Origin of the sequence: Pseudomonas marginalis (assembly GCF_900105325.1) — a bacterium.
Lineage (GTDB): Bacteria > Pseudomonadota > Gammaproteobacteria > Pseudomonadales > Pseudomonadaceae > Aquipseudomonas > Aquipseudomonas marginalis.
This window is the reverse complement of the sequence record NZ_FNSU01000003.1, coordinates 2,631,943-2,648,476: the sequence shown is the minus strand read 5'-3', so window position 1 is coordinate 2,648,476 and position 16,534 is coordinate 2,631,943. Positions and strand designations below refer to the sequence as shown.

The 16,534-nt window shown below is 60.0% G+C and carries 18 protein-coding genes; 8 read left to right on the top strand and 10 right to left on the bottom strand.

What is annotated here, in order from left to right; genetic code table 11:
• The first annotated feature begins 35 nt into the window (after positions 1-35).
• A complete protein-coding gene (locus BLW22_RS21430; RefSeq protein WP_027603763.1) occupies positions 36-452 on the top strand; it encodes an Lrp/AsnC family transcriptional regulator in 417 nt (138 codons plus the stop codon).
• Between the two features lie 28 nt (positions 453-480).
• Here BLW22_RS21430 and BLW22_RS21425 read toward each other — a convergent pair whose 3' ends face one another.
• From BLW22_RS21425 to BLW22_RS21400, 6 genes are all read right to left on the bottom strand, one after another.
• Entirely contained in the window at positions 481-1,158 is a 678-nt protein-coding gene (locus tag BLW22_RS21425) for a phenylalanine--tRNA ligase beta subunit-related protein (RefSeq protein ID WP_027603764.1), read from the bottom strand.
• 4 nt (positions 1,159-1,162) lie between these two features.
• A complete protein-coding gene (locus tag BLW22_RS21420; RefSeq protein WP_074847435.1) occupies positions 1,163-2,389 on the bottom strand; it encodes an ATP-grasp domain-containing protein in 1,227 nt (408 codons plus the stop codon).
• Between the two features lie 3 nt (positions 2,390-2,392).
• Positions 2,393-3,574, bottom strand: a complete 1,182-nt coding sequence (locus BLW22_RS21415; RefSeq protein WP_074847434.1) for an MFS transporter — start codon at positions 3,572-3,574, stop codon at positions 2,393-2,395.
• 8 nt (positions 3,575-3,582) lie between these two features.
• Positions 3,583-3,897, bottom strand: a complete 315-nt coding sequence (locus BLW22_RS21410) for a Rieske 2Fe-2S domain-containing protein (protein WP_065924709.1) — start codon at positions 3,895-3,897, stop codon at positions 3,583-3,585.
• A gap of 12 nt (positions 3,898-3,909) precedes the next feature.
• Positions 3,910-5,289, bottom strand: coding sequence for an iron-containing redox enzyme family protein (locus BLW22_RS21405; protein WP_065946857.1), 1,380 nt, complete (start codon positions 5,287-5,289; stop codon positions 3,910-3,912).
• A 269-nt stretch (positions 5,290-5,558) separates the two neighbouring features.
• The gene (locus BLW22_RS21400) at positions 5,559-6,845 is read right to left on the bottom strand and encodes a mechanosensitive ion channel family protein (RefSeq protein WP_065924707.1); all 1,287 of its coding nucleotides are present in this window, start codon (positions 6,843-6,845) and stop codon (positions 5,559-5,561) included.
• Between the two features lie 193 nt (positions 6,846-7,038).
• Between BLW22_RS21400 and BLW22_RS21395 the strand changes: the two genes are divergently transcribed.
• Positions 7,039-8,385 carry a DEAD/DEAH box helicase gene (locus BLW22_RS21395; RefSeq protein WP_027603770.1) on the top strand — a complete coding sequence of 449 codons (1,347 nt, stop codon included), beginning with the start codon at positions 7,039-7,041 and terminating at the stop codon, positions 8,383-8,385.
• Between the two features lie 49 nt (positions 8,386-8,434).
• Here BLW22_RS21395 and BLW22_RS21390 read toward each other — a convergent pair whose 3' ends face one another.
• A complete protein-coding gene (locus tag BLW22_RS21390; protein WP_065940618.1) occupies positions 8,435-8,710 on the bottom strand; it encodes a hypothetical protein in 276 nt (91 codons plus the stop codon).
• A 154-nt stretch (positions 8,711-8,864) separates the two neighbouring features.
• On the opposite strand from BLW22_RS21390, the gene BLW22_RS21385 reads away from it, so the two are divergent.
• The 5 genes from BLW22_RS21385 (at position 8,865) to copD (ending at position 13,250) form a co-directional block, all read left to right on the top strand.
• Positions 8,865-9,254: a hypothetical protein gene (locus BLW22_RS21385; protein WP_017134854.1), complete on the top strand. Its 390-nt coding sequence runs from the start codon at positions 8,865-8,867 to the stop codon at positions 9,252-9,254.
• 130 nt (positions 9,255-9,384) lie between these two features.
• On the top strand, positions 9,385-11,100 hold the full coding sequence (locus BLW22_RS21380; protein WP_074847433.1) for a copper resistance system multicopper oxidase: 1,716 nt from the start codon (positions 9,385-9,387) through the stop codon (positions 11,098-11,100).
• Positions 11,101-11,110: 10 nt separating this feature from the next.
• The gene (locus BLW22_RS21375; RefSeq protein ID WP_065946855.1) at positions 11,111-11,935 is read left to right on the top strand and encodes a copper resistance protein B; all 825 of its coding nucleotides are present in this window, start codon (positions 11,111-11,113) and stop codon (positions 11,933-11,935) included.
• Between the two features lie 50 nt (positions 11,936-11,985).
• On the top strand, positions 11,986-12,372 hold the full coding sequence (gene copC / locus BLW22_RS21370) for a copper homeostasis periplasmic binding protein CopC (protein ID WP_027603774.1): 387 nt from the start codon (positions 11,986-11,988) through the stop codon (positions 12,370-12,372).
• The gene (gene copD / locus BLW22_RS21365) at positions 12,369-13,250 is read left to right on the top strand and encodes a copper homeostasis membrane protein CopD (protein WP_074847432.1); all 882 of its coding nucleotides are present in this window, start codon (positions 12,369-12,371) and stop codon (positions 13,248-13,250) included. Before copC ends, copD begins: the two co-directional genes overlap by 4 nt.
• On the opposite strand, the gene BLW22_RS21360 is transcribed toward copD, so the two are convergent.
• The 3 genes from BLW22_RS21360 to BLW22_RS21350 form a co-directional block, all read right to left on the bottom strand.
• Positions 13,247-14,113, bottom strand: a complete 867-nt coding sequence (locus tag BLW22_RS21360; RefSeq protein WP_074847431.1) for a DUF6279 family lipoprotein — start codon at positions 14,111-14,113, stop codon at positions 13,247-13,249. The genes copD and BLW22_RS21360 overlap by 4 nt on opposite strands.
• A 66-nt stretch (positions 14,114-14,179) precedes the next feature.
• Entirely contained in the window at positions 14,180-14,902 is a 723-nt protein-coding gene (locus BLW22_RS21355; RefSeq protein WP_027603777.1) for a TorF family putative porin, read from the bottom strand.
• A gap of 207 nt (positions 14,903-15,109) precedes the next feature.
• On the bottom strand, positions 15,110-15,289 hold the full coding sequence (locus BLW22_RS21350) for a hypothetical protein (protein WP_003193095.1): 180 nt from the start codon (positions 15,287-15,289) through the stop codon (positions 15,110-15,112).
• A 322-nt stretch (positions 15,290-15,611) separates the two neighbouring features.
• Between BLW22_RS21350 and BLW22_RS21345 the strand changes: the two genes are divergently transcribed.
• Positions 15,612-16,448 carry a CvfB family protein gene (locus BLW22_RS21345; protein ID WP_053133042.1) on the top strand — a complete coding sequence of 279 codons (837 nt, stop codon included), beginning with the start codon at positions 15,612-15,614 and terminating at the stop codon, positions 16,446-16,448.
• Positions 16,449-16,534 lie beyond the last annotated feature (86 nt).

The window sequence follows — 16,534 nt, the reverse complement described above, 5'->3', positions numbered from 1 at the left end:
TCTGCTATCGAAAAGAACGGTGTGGGGGCGGCAGAGTGGACAAGATTGATGAACTGATCATTGCAGCCTTGAAGGATGACTCCCGAGTCAGCCTGGCGCAATTGGCGCGGCAAGTTCATAAGTCTCGAACCGCAGTGGAGTCGCGTGTTCAAAAGCTGATTGAGAAAGGCATCATCCTGGGCTTCACCATCAACGTCGCCGAGGGCGATGAGACCCTGCAAGCGGCGTTCTTGATGCTGACGCTCAATGGCAGCAACTGCCATCTGGTGTTTCCGAAGATCCAGCAGTTCAGCCAGGTGGTGCATGCCTATTCACTGTTTGGCGACGTGGACATGATGCTCGACGTTCGGTACAGGAGCTTTGAAGAGCTGATGGTCTTCAAGGACAGCCTGCTGAAGATCGAGCATGTGAAGGAAGTGGTGGTCAACCCGGTGCTGAAGGCCTGGCGCTAGGCGCCGGCCAGCCCTTCATGTGCTGGCTTCAGGCGTGGTCGCGCACGGTTTCAAGAAAATGATGGCTCAGGTTCGGCATTTTCTGGCGCAGGGTGTCCACGAGTTCTTCGATGACCGCCTGGTTGAACTGGAACGATGTGTCGTCGTGCCCCAGGATCACCACCAACAACCTCGACGAGTCTTTCGTCAGCCGGAAGTCATGGGCATCGGCATCCACCTTGCCGATGCTCGCCAACGGCACATCACCGCAGGTATAGACGATATCGCCGACGGGAATCGTGATGGCCTTCTTGGCGAACAGGGGGCGTAGCACCCTCGGCTTTTCCGAACGCATCACATAGATGTCATCCTTCTGATGATAGGTGTGCACGCCGATGCTGACCCCATGTCGGATCGCGACTGCGTTATAGGCGTCGACGATGTTGTTGATAGGGTACACGCCTTTGGCGATGAAGCGGCGCAGCAGCTTTTCGTTGGCACTCACGGTATTTTCGTAGCCGAGTTTCTTGAGCTGTTTGGCAAACCCTTCGTACACGACGTTCGAGTCCAGCTCGTTAAGGCGCGAGGCCACGTGGTTCAGGTTACTTTGCAGTACCCCGACGAAGCTCTGGTCATCCGACACGGTGATGTCTTCGATCACGGCGGCGCACGCATTATTGATGCCCAGCTCACAGGCTGACTTTCTGATGATCAAACGACTTTTCATAACCTTAGCCCCACAGTTTTTTTCGCAGGTTGGCGGTACTGGTGTCCAGTTGCTGCGCCGAAGGGCTTTGCAGCCAGAACAGCCCTGGACAGGTGGCGAAGTCGATCGTGACCGGCGTGGTTTCGCCGGCGCTGATGAAATAACGGTGCCCGCAATAGGCCTCGTCCGCCTGGGCGCTTTGTATGGCCTGGGGTGAGGGAGGAGCGAAGGCATGGCGTTCATCGGAACAGAAGAAACCGATCCGGCCATGGCTGATCTGGCTCACCGCATCGGCCTCGGGGCGTGGGTGGCCGAGGTAGCTGTCGATCGACAGTAACAGCAAGTCGGGGTGATACACCTGCTGGAACAGCAGGGGCGCGATGCCGCCGTGCAAGCGACCGCCGGCCTCGATCATCACCGGCCCGGCCTCTGACCAGATGATTTCCATATGAATCGGCCCGACCCGCACGCCCAGGGCCGCTGCCGCCTGGCGCGCGTAATCGGTCAGCGGTTGCAGTTCTTCAGCCCGCGGGTCGAGGGTGTCGAGGCTTTCGTAGACAAACATGCTGCCGTTCTTCTGGATCTTGGTGTACTTGCAGACGCTGGCAACGACGTAGGTGCCGTCAAAGGCGACCATATCCACCACGTACTCCGGTCCCGCTATGAACGACTGCACGATAAAACCGAGGTTGACTTCGCCCAGGTCGTTTTTCTGCTGCCAGGCCGCGTTTTTCAAGGCGGTCTCCACTTCGCGCTTGCCTTGGGCAAACACCACGCCTTCGGTGGCGGCCGAGTTCAGCGGCTTGACCACATAGGTGGCCGCCTCGTCGAGTTTGGCCAGCACTTCGCCGATGCGGCTCGGTGAGCTCAGCAAGTGCGAATCGATGTGGGCCAACTGGTATTTTTTCAGCGCCTGCTGCATGGAGAACTTGTTGCGTCGCAGGTCGCTGGTGATACGGCTATTGCCCGGGATGTCGAGCAGCTCCGTCAGGTAGTCCGTGAGGTAGATCGCGGTTTCGCAACCGGCGATCACGGCGCTCGGTGACAAGGCTTCCAGGGTAATCAACAGGCTCTCTTCCCAGGCATACACCTCATGGAAGTTCTCTGTGATCAGGTCGTTGGTGAAGTGTTCAGGCAAGGCGCGTGTGGAGATCACGGCGATGCACCGTATGCCCTGTGCGTTGAGCAAGGGCGCGTAGAGTTTGCCCGTGGAGAACGGGTCAACGATCAGTACGGTTTTCACGTCGTGCATTCCTTATTCCGTGGTGGCGGTGGGCGCGGCGGCCGGGGTCAGGTTCCACGCCAGTACGGCGGTGGCCAACAGGCCGGCGGAGACGATCATCAACAGGCGGGCGCCTTCGAGTCCGAGAAATCCCGAGGTGGTGAAGAACGTCAGGATCATCGGTGCCGAGCCACTGACCAGCAGGTAGTAGAGCGAACTCTTGGCCGCGATCACATCGGCTACCCGGGCGTTGGGCGCCGACTCGATCAGGGTTTTACGCAGCTGGATCCGCAGGCTGTTGATGCAAAAACCCAGCAGGAAGGCCGCAGCCATCATCACGTAGAGGTTCTGGAAGTAGACGATTGCCACGTCCGCCAGTATCACCAGCGAGATGGCCCCATAGCTGTTGAGCTTGATGCGCGGCAACACGGCGGCGCTGAAGGCGCCCAGGCCGGCCAGGCCACTGGCGACGCCGAACAGGGTGGCATTCCACTCATTGAGCTTTTGAAAAACGATGGGCACCAGGCTGTTGAACGCGCCTATATGGAAGCCGATCATGCTCAACACGATGATCAGAATGTAGAGGTTGCGCGGCAGGTCCAGCGGCCGCGCAGTGGAGGGCCCTGTGGCCTGTTCGGCGGTGTGTTCGTTGGGGTTGTCGGCCACCAGGAGGATGGCCGCGAGCGAGAGGATCGCCGCCAGGCTGATGATCTGCAGTGTCTGGTTGACCGAGAACACATCCACGATCAACCCGCCCAGCAGCGCACCGCCGAAAGCACCGATCTGGATGGAGGTTTGCATCAACCGCGCGCAGGTATCGCTGTCGGTGAGGCCGGCCAGCACCAGCTTGGTATTTTTCGATTCCAGGGTGCTGATGGTGAAGTAGTCGGTGACGCCCACCACGAACGCGATGGCCAGGAAGCCGATCGGCAGCAAGGCGGCCTGGGTAAACGACAGCCCCAGTACTGCGGCGAAGGCCGCCAGGCGAATGTACAGCAGTCGTTTCAGGCTGAGTTCAATGGTAAAGAACTTGCCGATGTACTGTTCGCACAAATAGGGCACCACGGTCGCCACGCACAAGGTGGCGCCGACCAGGAATGTTGAACCGGTGGTCTCCAGGCCGAACCAGACCATCGCGATGACAATCGCCATGTCGAGGCCGGTGAACAGGGTCACGATTGAATAGAACGCGGTCAATGTCGATTTAGTATTCATGGGCTTCATCAGTTGTAGCGGGAGATTTTAAGCAGCGGCACACAGCGCTCGGTGTCGCCGACGACGGTGCTGATCTGGTTCCTGACGCGCACCGTGGGCAGTGCTTTTTTTTCCAGGTTGCAGACCTTGTAGGCGTTGTCGTGCCAGGGACAGATCACGCTTTGGCCGTCGCCTGTCACTTCGCCCATGTGCAGCGGGCCGCCACGATGGGGGCATGCGGTGGGCAGCAATTGCGTCGAATACGCATGACGCTTGAGAAAGTAGGTTCTTTCCCCCACGGCCACATAGTTGGCGTGGGTGATATTCAGGCTGATGGCTTTCATTGGGTTGCCTACTCAGATGGCGGTGACGGTGTACGTGCAGGACGGGCTGGTGATGCGGGTGCCGTGCAGCATTCCCTTGGGAATTACCACGCCTTCGCCGGCCTTGAGGCGCACCGTCAGTTCGGGGCTGGCGACGAACTCCAGCTCGCCTGATTCGACCCAGAACAGTTCGTCATTCGGGTGGGTATGCAGCACCGACAGCTCGTGTTCGGTCTCGGTAATCCTCAGGTCCACCGGTTTGTGGCCCTGGAGCGCCGCTGCCTGTGCGCGATGCTCATCGAACGCGTCATGCCAGTTGATATGGGCATACAACTCTTCGTCGGCGATGTCCTGAAGCAGCCTGAACTCTTCAAAGCCGCGAATAAGGTCGGGGATGATCTGGGGGCCGAACTGCTTGATCATGGGAATGATCAGGCGCTGGAGGGCCATTCTTCCGTGGTGCACATCGATGTGGGCATGCTCATCGAAATAGCCCGTGGAGACGCTGCCGTTGAAGATGGTCTTGATCGCGCGTGACTGGTGCTTGGTGGTCAGCGCCAATGTAGCTTCGGTGTAGTACATGGCGCCGATATAGCGGAAAAGCTCGCCATGGTTGGCCGATACGTAGTGGAAGTAGTTGGTGAGCGACAGCGACGCCGGCGTATAGAACTGCCAGTAGTGGTGCACGTGATGGGACATGCCCATGTCCTGGAGCATGTCTTCAAAAATGGTGCTGTGCTTCTTTTTGTCGACGCCGTAGCCATACTCGTCGATCAGGATCTTGAACAATTCGCTGGTGTACGCACCGCTGTTGCCCAGTACGTTGCGGGCCATGGCCGATGCTTCACTGAGGAAGTCTCCCGCACATTGCGTCATGAAAAACCTGGCGGCTCGCTCGGGATGGCGGCTGGTGGTCAGCACTTCATGGAGTTTGGACTCGGATCGGGCGACGTCATCCAATACTTTATCGGTGTGGGCGATAAAAGAGTCCAGGCACCAAGGGCCATTGATATGTACTTCTTCCTTGAGCCAGTTGTACAAGTAGTGTTCCAGCAACGGGCGGATCTTTTTGCCACTGGCCGCGTGCTGCGGATCATAGAAACGCTTGAACGCCTTGAAGTCCAGTTCCAATGGCGGCTTGGGCAAGAAGACCAGGTCTTGTTCGTAGATATTCAATAACAACCGCTGTGCCAATAGATGCTGGCTGTTTGAAAGCTGGTCGCTGGTCAGGCAGGTGGTGATGATTGAATCGGTTACGTCCTGCGGCCGCGAAGGGCGCTGGTAGGGGTTTTGGGTATAAAAATCGTGGGGTTGAGCAAAGGCGCCAGCACCACAATAGTGGGTCAATGCTTCGGCATTCGAACTTAATACAAAGTCTGCTGCATTATCGGAAAGCTGAGTTGTCCATAACATGAGGGGGGCCTTTTGCTGGCGTTGTTTGATGGCCAGATGCTAAGGCGTGGATTTTTTTTAAAACAGATTAGAAATAGTGCGCGCAAGTAGTGAAATTCACTAAAGGCGTAGGAGAAATTTTCTTTATGGGGTGGGCCCGTTGAATAATCGGCAGCAGCGGCTATACATAGACGCTGGCTTTTATCGGTCGTGTTTAGATGAATACGGTTGCGCCCATCGTCCTATATAGCGACGAGGCGCTTGCCAGCCCCTCGTCGATATCGTTGTCACTACGCCGGGGTTTCCAAGGTTCGGGCAGTGCCTGCCAGGGCCAGTATCCCGGTGCGCAAGTCGGTGCCGCTGGGTTGCTGGTACAGGTTCAATCCGAACTCCGGCAACACGGCCAGCAGGTAGTCGAAAATATCCCCCTGGATCCGCTCGTAATCGGCCCACACGGTGGTGCGGGTAAAGCAGTAGATCTCCAGCGGCACGCCCTCGGCGGTGGTTTGCATCTGGCGCACCATGCAAGTCATGTTCGGCTGGATATCCGGATGGCTTTTGAGGTAGGCCAGGGCATACGCGCGGAAGGTGCCGAGGTTGGTCATGCGCCGGCGGTTCGCCGACAGTTGCGCGCTGTGGCCCTGGGCTTCGTTCCAGGCCTTGAGTTCGGCCTGCTTGCGCCCGATGTAGTCGGTGAGCAGGTGCACCTGGGTCATGCGCACTTCTTCATCGTCACGCAAAAAGCGCACGCCGCTGGCATCAATAAACAGGCTGCGCTTGATGCGTCGCCCACCCGAGGCCTGCATGCCGCGCCAGTTCTTGAACGATTCCGACATCAGGCGCCAGGTCGGGATGGAGACGATGGTCTTGTCGAAGTTCTGCACCTTGACCGTGTGCAGGGTGATGTCCACCACATCGCCATCGGCGCCGACCTGGGGCATTTCGATCCAGTCGCCGACACGCAGCATGTCGTTGCTGGTCAACTGCACGCTGGCGACGAACGACAACAGCGTGTCCTTGTAGACCAACAGGATCACCGCCGACATCGCACCCAGGCCCGACAGCAGCAACAGTGGCGAACGGTCAATCAGGGTCGCGACGATGATGATCGCGCCAAACACGTACAGCACCATCTTCGCCAACTGCACGTAGCCCTTGATCGAGCGGGTACGCGCGTGTTCGGTGCGCGCATAGATGTCCAGCAGGGCGTTGAGCAGGGCGCTCATGGCCAGCATCAGGAACAGGATGGTCAGGGCCAGGGCCACATTGCCGATAAACAGGATGGCGGTCTTGCTCAGGTCCGGCACCAGGTACAGGCCGAACTGGATCACCAGCGACGGCGTCATCTGCGCCAGGCGGTGGAAGACTTTGTTGTGCCGCAGGTCGTTGAGCCAGTGCAGCGCCGGTTGCCGGCCAAGCAATTTGACGGCGTGGAGGATGAGGTAACGCGCCACACGTCCGAGCAGCAGGGCCACCACCAGCAACACCAGGAAACCGAGGCTGGCATGCAGCAGCGGGTGTTCGTCGAGGGTGCCCCAGAGGTCTTGGACGTTGAGCCAGAGCTGTTTGATATCCATGGATGAAACCGATTCTTCTGTAAGACAAGACGGCGCGATTAGAGCATTTAAGTGCAACAAAGTTGATGCCGTGGACAAATGCTCTGACAAAAAAGCAACTGATTAGCGCCGTTCGCGTAAAGACACTCGGTTTGGACGCCCGAAACCGGTACCCTATGCAGCTGATTTTTTGTATTTCTTCGAGGTAGCACCCGTGTTTTCCCAATTCGCCCTGCACGAACGCCTGCTCAAAGCCGTGGCCGAGCTTAAATTTGTCGAGCCTACGCCTGTGCAGGCAGCGGCCATCCCGCTCGCGCTCGAAGGGCGTGACCTGCGGGTGACGGCTCAAACCGGGAGTGGCAAGACCGCCGCTTTCGTGCTGCCGATTCTTAATCGCCTGATCGGCCCGGCCAAAGTCCGCGTCAGCATCAAGACCCTGATCCTGCTGCCGACCCGCGAGCTGGCCCAGCAGACCTTGAAGGAGGTGGAGCGCTTCTCGCAGTTCACCTTCATCAAGTCCGGCCTGATCACCGGTGGCGAAGACTTCAAGGTCCAGGCCGCCATGCTGCGCAAGGTGCCGGACATCCTGATCGGCACGCCTGGGCGCATGATCGAGCAACTCAATGCCGGCAACCTTGACCTCAAGGAAGTCGAGGTGCTGGTGCTCGACGAAGCCGACCGCATGCTCGACATGGGCTTTGCCGACGACGTGCAACGCCTGGTGGCTGAATGCGTGAACCGCCAGCAGACCATGCTGTTCTCCGCTACCACCGGTGGTTCGACCCTGCGCGAGATGGTCGCCAAGGTCCTGAACAACCCTGAGCACCTGCAGGTCAACAACGTCAGCGACCTGAACGCCACCACGCGCCAGCAGATCGTCACCGCTGACCACAACGTGCACAAGGAACAGATCCTCAACTGGTTGCTGGCCAACGAGACCTATCAGAAGGCCATCGTGTTCACCAATACCCGCGCTGCCGCCGACCGCATCTACGGCCGCCTGGTAGCCCAGGACTACAAGGCGTTCGTGCTGCACGGCGAGAAAGACCAAAAGGACCGCAAACTGGCGATCGACCGTCTCAAGGCCGGCGGCGTGAAGATCCTGGTCGCCACCGACGTCGCCGCGCGCGGCCTGGACGTGGACGGCCTGGACATGGTCATCAACTTCGACATGCCCCGCAGCGGCGACGAATACGTGCACCGTATCGGCCGTACCGGGCGTGCTGGCAACGATGGCCTGGCGATCTCGCTGATCTGCCACGGCGACTGGAACCTGATGTCAAGCATCGAGCGCTACCTCAAGCAGTCGTTCGAGCGCCGCACCATCAAGGAAGTCAAAGGCACCTACACCGGGCCGAAGAAGGTCAAGGCATCGGGCAAGGCCGTTGGCGTGAAGAAGAAAAAGACCGACGCCAAGGGCGAGAAGAAAAAGGCCGGTGCCAAGTCGCCGACCAAGCGCAAGATCGCCAACCGGCCGAAGACCGACAACCTGTCGCTGGTCAGCAAGGATGGCATGGCGCCGCTCAAGCGTCGCAAGCCAGAAGCACCCGCTGCCGAGTAAGGCGTGAGGGATGTGAAAAAACCGGACGTTGTCCGGTTTTTTTATGGCCTCAGTTTTTCGCTTTGGCCGCCGCTTCTTTCAATTCCTTGAGGCGGGCGTCGATCAACTGGCACTTGTCGGGAAACTCCGCGCTTTCAGTATCCAGGTCCATCTTCTGCAGCTCGTCGTTCATCTCCTTGGCCTTGGTCGGGTTCTGCTCGGTGAGTTTGGCCACTTCCTGGGCCAGTTGCTCGCGCTTGGCCGTGGCCTCTTCCGGGGTGCAGGCCCAGGCGGGCAGGGCGGTGAGCAACGTGGCGGCGATGGCCAGGTTCATCAGGGTTTTCATGGTCGGACCTCCTTGGCGGTGATGCTCAGTTGAGGGGGCGAACGTCTGGAAAGTTCAGAGAAATGACGCCCGTCGGTTGGTATGAACGGCCACAGCCCCATAGGGTCACTCCTACAGACGGGCTACTTTCCTTAGGCCTGCAGGAGGAATCAGGATGACGACTTACAACTGGGATCTGATCGAACGTCTGCTGCATGAAGTGCAGAACGGCGAGGGCAGTTTTGCCCCGCGCAAATACGCCGAGCAGGAAGCGGCCGAGAAGGCCACGGCGGGCGAGTCCACCGGTAACCTGGATGCGCTGAAAAAGACCGCCGCGGACTATGAAGCGCTGTTGTTCAAGCGTGGGTTTATCGAGTCGCGGCCTGAGGAAGAAGGCGGTAACGGAGAGAATTTCATTCTGACCGCCCTGGGCGCGCAGCTGTTGGCGCTGATCGACAGCTCCATCCCGGGCAATGATCATCCGCGCCAGGTGCTGGATGAGCAGGCCGATGCGTTGGACCCGGCGACCTTTGCAGAAGTGGCCTCCAAAGCGCAGATCGCCTGACCCCTCCATGCCCCGGCACCCAGGCGGTGCCGGGCACGCCGAAACTGTCGGATCGGTAATCTGCCGCTAAGGTTGCTGACAGCCGGCGCCCCCTAATCTGCTGCCATTCAACTGACGGACTTGAATCGGCATGCACTCTACTACCTCCAGACGAACCTTCGTCAAAGGCCTGGCCGCCGGCGGCCTGCTCGGCGGGCTCGGGCTATGGCGCACGCCGGTATGGGCGCTGACAAGTGCGGGCGAGCCCACCGTGCTGGCGGGCAGCGAATTCGCTCTGTTTATCGACCAGACGCCGGTCAACCTCACGGGTCAACAGCGCACCGCGTTGACCATCAATGGCAGCCTGCCCGGCCCGTTGCTGCGCTGGCGTGAGGGCGACACCGTGACCCTGCGCGTGCACAACCGCCTCAGCGAGCCGACGTCGATCCACTGGCACGGCATCGTGTTGCCGTCGACCATGGACGGCGTGCCCGGCCTGAGTTTCAAGGGCATCGAGCCGGGTGGCGTGTTTGTCTATCAGTTCAAGGTCAGACAGCACGGCACTTACTGGTACCACAGCCATTCCGGGTTCCAGGAGCAGCAGGGGGTGTACGGCCCGCTGGTCATCGAGCCGTTGGAGCCCGAGCCCTTCACCTGCCAGCGCGACTACGTGGTGATGCTCTCGGACTGGACCGACGAAGATCCCGTCGCCCTGATGAAGACCCTCAAGAAGCAGTCCGATTACTACAACCGGCATAAGCCCACCGCGGGCGATTTCGTACGGGATGTGGGCAAGCAGGGCTGGTCGGCCACCGTCAGCGACCGGCTGATGTGGGCGCAGATGAAGATGAACCCTACCGACCTTGCGGACGTCAGCGGCCAGACCTACACCTACCTGCTCAACGGCCAGCCCCCCGGCCTCAACTGGACCGGGGTATTTGAGGCCGGGGAGAAAATTCGCCTGCGCTTTATCAACGGTTCGGCGATGACCTATTTCGATGTGCGCATCCCGGGGCTGAAGATGACCGTCATCGCCGCCGATGGCCAGCCGGTCAAGCCGGTCAGCGTCGATGAGTTCCGCATTGCGGTCGCCGAAACCTTCGATGTGCTGGTGGAGCCCACGGCAACGGCCTACACGCTGTTTGCCCAGTCCATGGACCGCACGGGTTATGCCCGTGGCACGCTTGCCCGCCAGGCGGGGGCGACGGCACCCGTACCGGCACTTGAGCCGCGCCCCTGGCTCACCATGGACGACATGGGCATGGGTGGGATGGATCACGGCGCCATGGCGGACATGCCGGATATGGCGGGCATGGATCACAGCGCGATGGGCGCGATGTCGATGCAGAGCCACCCGGCCAGCGAGCAGAACAACCCTTTGGTGGACATGCAGGCGATGAGCCCGGTGCCCAAGCTCGACGATCCGGGGATCGGCCTGCGCAACAACGGTCGGCGAGTGCTGACCTATGCCGACCTGCACAGCACCTTCGACGATCCCGATGGCCGCGATCCCACGCGCACCCTTGAATTGCACCTCACCGGGCATATGGAGAAGTTCGCCTGGTCATTCAATGGTGTGAAGTTCTCCGATGCCGAGCCCTTGCAACTGACCTATGGCGAGCGCGTCCGGCTGGTGCTGGTCAACGACACGATGATGAGCCACCCGATTCACCTGCACGGCCTGTGGAGCGACCTTGAGGATGAAAACGGCCAGTTCCAGGTCCGCAAGCACACCATCGACATGCCGCCGGGCTCGCGCCGCAGTTACCGGGTGACCGCCGATGCCCTGGGGCGTTGGGCCTATCACTGTCACCTGCTGTACCACATGGAAATGGGCATGTTCCGTGAAGTGCGCGTGCATGAATGAGGAAGCGAGCATGAACCGTCGGGTTTTATCTGTGTGTATCGCGCTGGCCGGGTGGGCATTCGGCTCGCCGGCCCAGGCCGAGGAGTTTCAAGGCATGAGCCCGGCGGTTCCGGCGCTGAGCGAAAGCCGTACGCCGATCCCGCTGCTCACCGACGCTGATCGCGCCGCCGTGTACAACGCGCCGGGCGGGCATGTGGTGCATGACAGCGGCATCAACTCGATGCTGCTGGTCAACCAGCTGGAATGGCAAGGCGGCGGTGGCGGTGGTGCGCTGAACTGGGACATCAAGGGCTGGCTCGGTGGTGACATCGACCGCCTGTGGCTGCGCAGCGAAGGCGAGCGCAGCGCCGGTCGCACTGACAGCGCCGAAGCCCAGGCGTTGTGGGGGCACGCCATCAGCCCTTGGTGGGACCTGGTTGGCGGCGTGCGCCAGGACTTCAAGCCCGCAGATAGCCAGACCTGGGCGGCGTTCGGCCTGCAGGGCATGGCGCTCTACGACTTCGAGGCCGAGGCGACGCTGTTTGTGGGTGAGTCGGGCCACACCGCGGCACGTCTGGAAGGGGACTACGACATCCTGCTGACCAACCGCCTGATCCTTCAGCCGACGGCCGAACTCAATTTTTATGCGCAGAACGATCCGCAGCGCCGGGTGGGCGCAGGCCTGTCGGAAAGCGAGCTGGGCCTGCGCTTGCGCTACGAGGTGCGCCGGGAGTTGGCGCCTTACGTGGGGGTGAGTTGGAACCGCAGCTATGGGCGGACGGCGCAGTACGCTCGCGACGAAGGCGAAGACATCAGCCAGCTGCGCTGGGTGGTCGGTGTGCGCCTTTGGTTTTAACCGGTTTCTTATTCCTATAACTCGCCGCCTTGAGCGGCCTGGAGCCTTGCATGTCGATGTTGAAAACCGCGTTAACAGGGGGGGCGCTGTGGGTCGGATTGATGATCAGCCTGCCGGCCTCGGCCCATCCGAAACTGTTGTCCTCCCTCCCTCCAGCCGGGGCCCAAGGTGCCGCGCCGGCCGTCATTGAACTGCGCTTTTCGGAGAACCTGCTGACGCAGTTTTCCGGGGCCAGGCTGACCATGACCGATATGCCCGGCATGCCCAATTCGCCGATGCCCATCAAGGCCAGTGTCGCGGCGAGCACCGACCCCAGGGTGATGCTGATCAAGCCGGCCTCTGCACTGGCTACCGGCACCTACCGGGTCGATTGGCGCGCAGTGTCATCCGACACGCACCCGATTACCGGTAACGTGGTGTTCAGCGTCCAGCCATGAGCGAATTGACCCAAGTCACACTGCGCTTTGCGCTCTATCTTGACCTGATGTTGTTGTTTGGCCTGGGGCTCTTTGGTCTTTACGGGCTCAAGGCGCCGGAGCGCGTGCTGCTGAATTTGAAGGGCCTGCTGCGGCTGACGGCTGGCGTCGGGATAGTGCTGTCGATGGCGTCGCTGTTGACGCTGACCCAGGCCATGAGTGGCGCAACGGATTGGCAGACGCTGTGGCCGCATCTGCACATGATGCTCTGGCAGACCGACCTGGGCTTGACGTGGTGGCTACGGATGGCGGCGCTGGTGGTGGCTGCGCTTGGCACTCGCCTGCCATTGGCCACGTTGTCGGGCGCCGCCGCGTTGGTGACGCTGGCGTGGACCGGGCACGGCGTGATGCATGAAGGCACGCTGGGTGTGTGGCACATCCTCAGCGACGGCGCGCATCTGTTGGCGGCCGGCGGCTGGGTCGGGGCGTTGGCGGCGTTCGGGTTGTTGTCGAGGCGCACGTCTTTGCACGATGCTTATCACGTTCGGGTGCTGGCAAGGGCGCTGAAGGGGTTCGAGCATGTGGGAGCGGGATTTGTCGCGGTGCTGATCGGCACCGGTGTGGTCAACTATCTGCTGGTGGTCGGGCTGAATCTGGAGGGCCTTACCGGCGGTGTCTACGCGATCCTGTTGTGCCTGAAGCTGGGACTGTTTGGCTTGATGCTGGGGCTGGCGGCGCTCAATCGTTTCCACCTGACGCCGCTTCTGCAACGGTCCGTGGCGACCGGTGATTATGTCGCTGCCATGGCTGCGCTACGGCGCAGCATGGTGCTGGAGATGGGGGCAGGGGCGCTGATCCTCGCGCTGGTGGCCTGGTTGGGCACCCTGGCGCCCAATTAGGACTGCGCGCTTTTCAGGCATTTGAGCGCCTGGAAGTCACTGCGGACCTTGTCGATTTTCTGGGTGAGTTTCAGCCGTTGCGGCACGCTGCTGTCGGCCATGACGTCGACGATCAGGCTACGCGCGGCGGCTTCGGTCTGGGCATACGCCGCGCGATACTCCGGTGTCCACAGGCTTTCGCGGTCCACCAGCAGTTGCTGGATTTTCTGCGGGAAATCGGTGCTGTGGCGTTGCTGCACGGCGTCGATGAATTGTGCCTGCCAGTGGGCACGGTTGCCGATCCACTGCTCGTTCTGCTCGCCCAGGCTGATGGACCAGGCCATGACCCGGTTCTTCTGGCTATCGCTCAGTGGCCCCATCCACGCATCCAGACGCTTGTTCATACGCTCGGCGCGGTCCTGGATCTGCTTGGCCAGCGGCGGCTTGAGGTATTCGTCCTGGCGTTTGCGCAGGTCCTTGGCCAGGGCATCGTTCATGTCGTTGACCTGCTGGTCATCCAGCCCTTGTAACAATTCAATCGCCGACGGGGTGATTTCCCGTGCCACCTCGGCAATCGCCTGCTTGGCCTCAACCGTGCGGGTTTGCAGCGCTGCATCGGTGACCTGGTTGTTCTCGACCATTGCTTGCAGGCGGTCGAGCCAGTCGAGGTAACCCGGCAATTGTGTGGTGCAGTGCCAGGCCAGGTGGTCCTTGAGCTTGTCGTTGAACCAGCTCTTCTGCCCGGCGTTCATGTCCAGGTAGTCGTTGAGGGTCCAGGGGATGATCACGTCCAGGTTGCGGTAGGCCAGGCCCACGCGGTTGCAGCCGGCGAGCACCAGGCTCAGGGTCAGGAATACCACCAGCAGTTTGAGCCGATGCAACATGGGCGTGTCCTTGCGCAGAGGGAGTCAATGCATGTGAACCCGCGGCGCACGCGACAGTTCAGCCCATCAATAAAACGACCGCACCGCCTTCAGGGTCAACAGGCCATCGCATTGCGAATTGTGTCCGGAGTAGGCCGAACAATCGCCACCGCTGAGGCTGGAGTCGCTGTAGATCAGGTCTAGGTCGATGCCTTTCCAGGCGCGGGAGAACTGTACCGACCAGTCGCTGAAGCTGCTGATGGTGCCGCCCTCTACCGAAGCCGGCGTGCCCAGCTGATGGGTGGTGTATTTCATGCTGACGCCGATGCCGAAGGGCTGGGTACCGCCGAGGTCGGCGAACAGCGTGCTGTCCTGGCGGTCCGGGTCGTTGCTGAAGGAAGCGCCGAAACGATTGCCGAGTAGATTCAGACCGCCGTAGAACTCCTGGCTGTCGAGGGGGCTGAGCTTGGGGTAGCTGTAGTGGATCAGGCCGACTTCATAGCCCAGGGTCTGGTCGAAAGGGTGCTTGAACCCCATGTACGAATCGACTTCGAGAGTGCTGGCCGAGGACAGGCCCATGTTCGGCGAAAACTGGCCGAAGTACAGGCCGCTGTCATGGCTCAGGTCCAGCCCGCCATGGAACGAGTCGCTGCCCGGCGAGGTCGGCTTGACCAGTCCCTGGGCCATGCTGCGGCTGGGGGTGGTGCCCAATTTCAGGTCGAAGTCGCCCAGTTCACGCTGGAAAATCTGCGCTTCGGCGAGAGGGCTGGCCGCCAGGATACTGGCCACGAAAATGCAGCGTTTAAGCATGCTTCACTCCATGAAAAGCGAGGAGCAGTAACGGAAAAATAGGGCAGATACCCGTGCTAGACGTGTGCAAGCATACCGGCGAATGTCAGGAGGTGAGGCCCGTTCGTCGATTTGCACGTTCTTGAAGGTGACGCGAGAGGGTATTTCGGGCTCTAGTCCTAGCGCCTTGAAGGCAAGACGCTTAGGGACCAGATGTGCTGCGCGGTATTACTTTTTACCCAGGCTGATCTGCTTGGACGGGCCGAAAGTCTGGCCGCTCACGCCCTTGGCAATTTGCTGGATTTCGCCACCGGACTTGAGGAAAGCAGCAATCTGGCTGTTGATCGATTCGCTGGTTTCAACGGCGGGAGCTGGCTTTGCTTTGCTGTTGGATGCTTTTACACGCATGGCGGCCACTAACCTGTAGAAAATTAACTTGGCCAGGCATCGTACAGGAAATACTTGACAATTGCTCGGTAAATATCCCCCGGGAATAAGAGCGGCAGCTGAAAACAGCCAAAGTTTATTTTTGATATTAGCCCCTAACTTACTGTTTTAACTCGAAACCACGGGCTGAGCCGGCACCGGCGGCGTGGCAAAATTCAGCCGAATGATCGGACGAGCGGGGCGCTGCCACTGGAACGCCAGGCAAACCCGCGATTTTTCAGGCGCACGCGCGTGGCAAGCGCAACTCGGGTAGAATGCCGCCCACGCAATGAGGGTATTGGAAATGGCTTTAGTCGGGCGCTACAACAGCTTGCAAGTGGTTAAACACACTAACTTTGGTTTGTACCTCGATGGTGCGCAAGATGGCGAAATCCTCTTGCCTAATCGGTATATCCCCAAAGATATTCCCAGTGAAGATGAAGACTGGCTTAACGTTTTCATTTATCTGGACAGCGATGACAAACTTATCGCCACTACCGAAAAACCGAAAGTTCAAGTCGGCGAATTTGCCAGTTTGAAAGTCGTGGAAGTCAACAGTATTGGCGTGTTCCTCGACTGGGGCTTGCCAAAGGATCTGTTGCTGCCGTATTCGGAAGAGAAACGTCAGATGACCGCCGGTGAATACTGCGTGGTGCATGTCTACCTCGACAAACACACCAAGCGTATTACCGCGACCGCGCGCCTCGACCGCTACCTGGACAAGACGCCGGCCAACTACGTCGTGGGCCAGGAAGTCGACCTGCTGGTCGCCGAAGCCACCGACATGGGCTTCAAGGCGATCATCAACAACAAGCACTGGGGCCTGATCCACAAGAACGAAGTGTTCAAGTTTCTGCGCCCGGGCAAGGAAGAGAAAGGCTTTATCAAAGAGATCCGCGCCGATGGCAACATCAGCCTGAGCCTGCAACCGGTCGGCCAGGAAGCGGCGTCCAGCCTCAACTCGAAGATCCTCGCCAAGTTGCGTGAAAACAACGGCAGTTTGCCGGTCAGCGACAAGAGCGACCCGGCGGTGATCAGCAACTTGTTTGGCGTGAGCAAGGGCAACTTCAAGAAGGCCATTGGTGCGCTCTACAAGCAGGGCCAGATCGTGATTCACGCGGATCGCATTGAACTAAGCTGAGTGCGGTTTGCTCTTCTGTAGGAGCGAGCTTGCTCGCGAAAAAGGTCCATCCGACACCGTGATGCGCCTGGAATATTTTCGCGAGC

What these genes read in the sequence shown, in the direction of transcription:
- BLW22_RS21425 (WP_027603764.1), bottom strand. Translation starts at nt 1,158, where the DNA reads ATGAAAAGTCGTTTGATCATCAGAAAGTCAGCCTGTGAGCTGGGCATC.
- BLW22_RS21420 (WP_074847435.1), bottom strand. Translation starts at nt 2,389, where the DNA reads ATGCACGACGTGAAAACCGTACTGATCGTTGACCCGTTCTCCACGGGC.
- BLW22_RS21415 (WP_074847434.1), bottom strand. Translation starts at nt 3,574, where the DNA reads ATGAATACTAAATCGACATTGACCGCGTTCTATTCAATCGTGACCCTG.
- BLW22_RS21410 (WP_065924709.1), bottom strand. Translation starts at nt 3,897, where the DNA reads ATGAAAGCCATCAGCCTGAATATCACCCACGCCAACTATGTGGCCGTG.
- BLW22_RS21405 (WP_065946857.1), bottom strand. Translation starts at nt 5,289, where the DNA reads ATGTTATGGACAACTCAGCTTTCCGATAATGCAGCAGACTTTGTATTA.
- BLW22_RS21400 (WP_065924707.1), bottom strand. Translation starts at nt 6,845, where the DNA reads ATGGATATCAAACAGCTCTGGCTCAACGTCCAAGACCTCTGGGGCACC.
- BLW22_RS21390 (WP_065940618.1), bottom strand. Translation starts at nt 8,710, where the DNA reads ATGAAAACCCTGATGAACCTGGCCATCGCCGCCACGTTGCTCACCGCC.
- BLW22_RS21385 (WP_017134854.1), top strand. Translation starts at nt 8,865, where the DNA reads ATGACGACTTACAACTGGGATCTGATCGAACGTCTGCTGCATGAAGTG.
- BLW22_RS21380 (WP_074847433.1), top strand. Translation starts at nt 9,385, where the DNA reads ATGCACTCTACTACCTCCAGACGAACCTTCGTCAAAGGCCTGGCCGCC.
- BLW22_RS21375 (WP_065946855.1), top strand. Translation starts at nt 11,111, where the DNA reads ATGAACCGTCGGGTTTTATCTGTGTGTATCGCGCTGGCCGGGTGGGCA.
- copC (WP_027603774.1), top strand. Translation starts at nt 11,986, where the DNA reads ATGTCGATGTTGAAAACCGCGTTAACAGGGGGGGCGCTGTGGGTCGGA.
- copD (WP_074847432.1), top strand. Translation starts at nt 12,369, where the DNA reads ATGAGCGAATTGACCCAAGTCACACTGCGCTTTGCGCTCTATCTTGAC.
- BLW22_RS21360 (WP_074847431.1), bottom strand. Translation starts at nt 14,113, where the DNA reads ATGTTGCATCGGCTCAAACTGCTGGTGGTATTCCTGACCCTGAGCCTG.
- BLW22_RS21355 (WP_027603777.1), bottom strand. Translation starts at nt 14,902, where the DNA reads ATGCTTAAACGCTGCATTTTCGTGGCCAGTATCCTGGCGGCCAGCCCT.
- BLW22_RS21350 (WP_003193095.1), bottom strand. Translation starts at nt 15,289, where the DNA reads ATGCGTGTAAAAGCATCCAACAGCAAAGCAAAGCCAGCTCCCGCCGTT.
- BLW22_RS21345 (WP_053133042.1), top strand. Translation starts at nt 15,612, where the DNA reads ATGGCTTTAGTCGGGCGCTACAACAGCTTGCAAGTGGTTAAACACACT.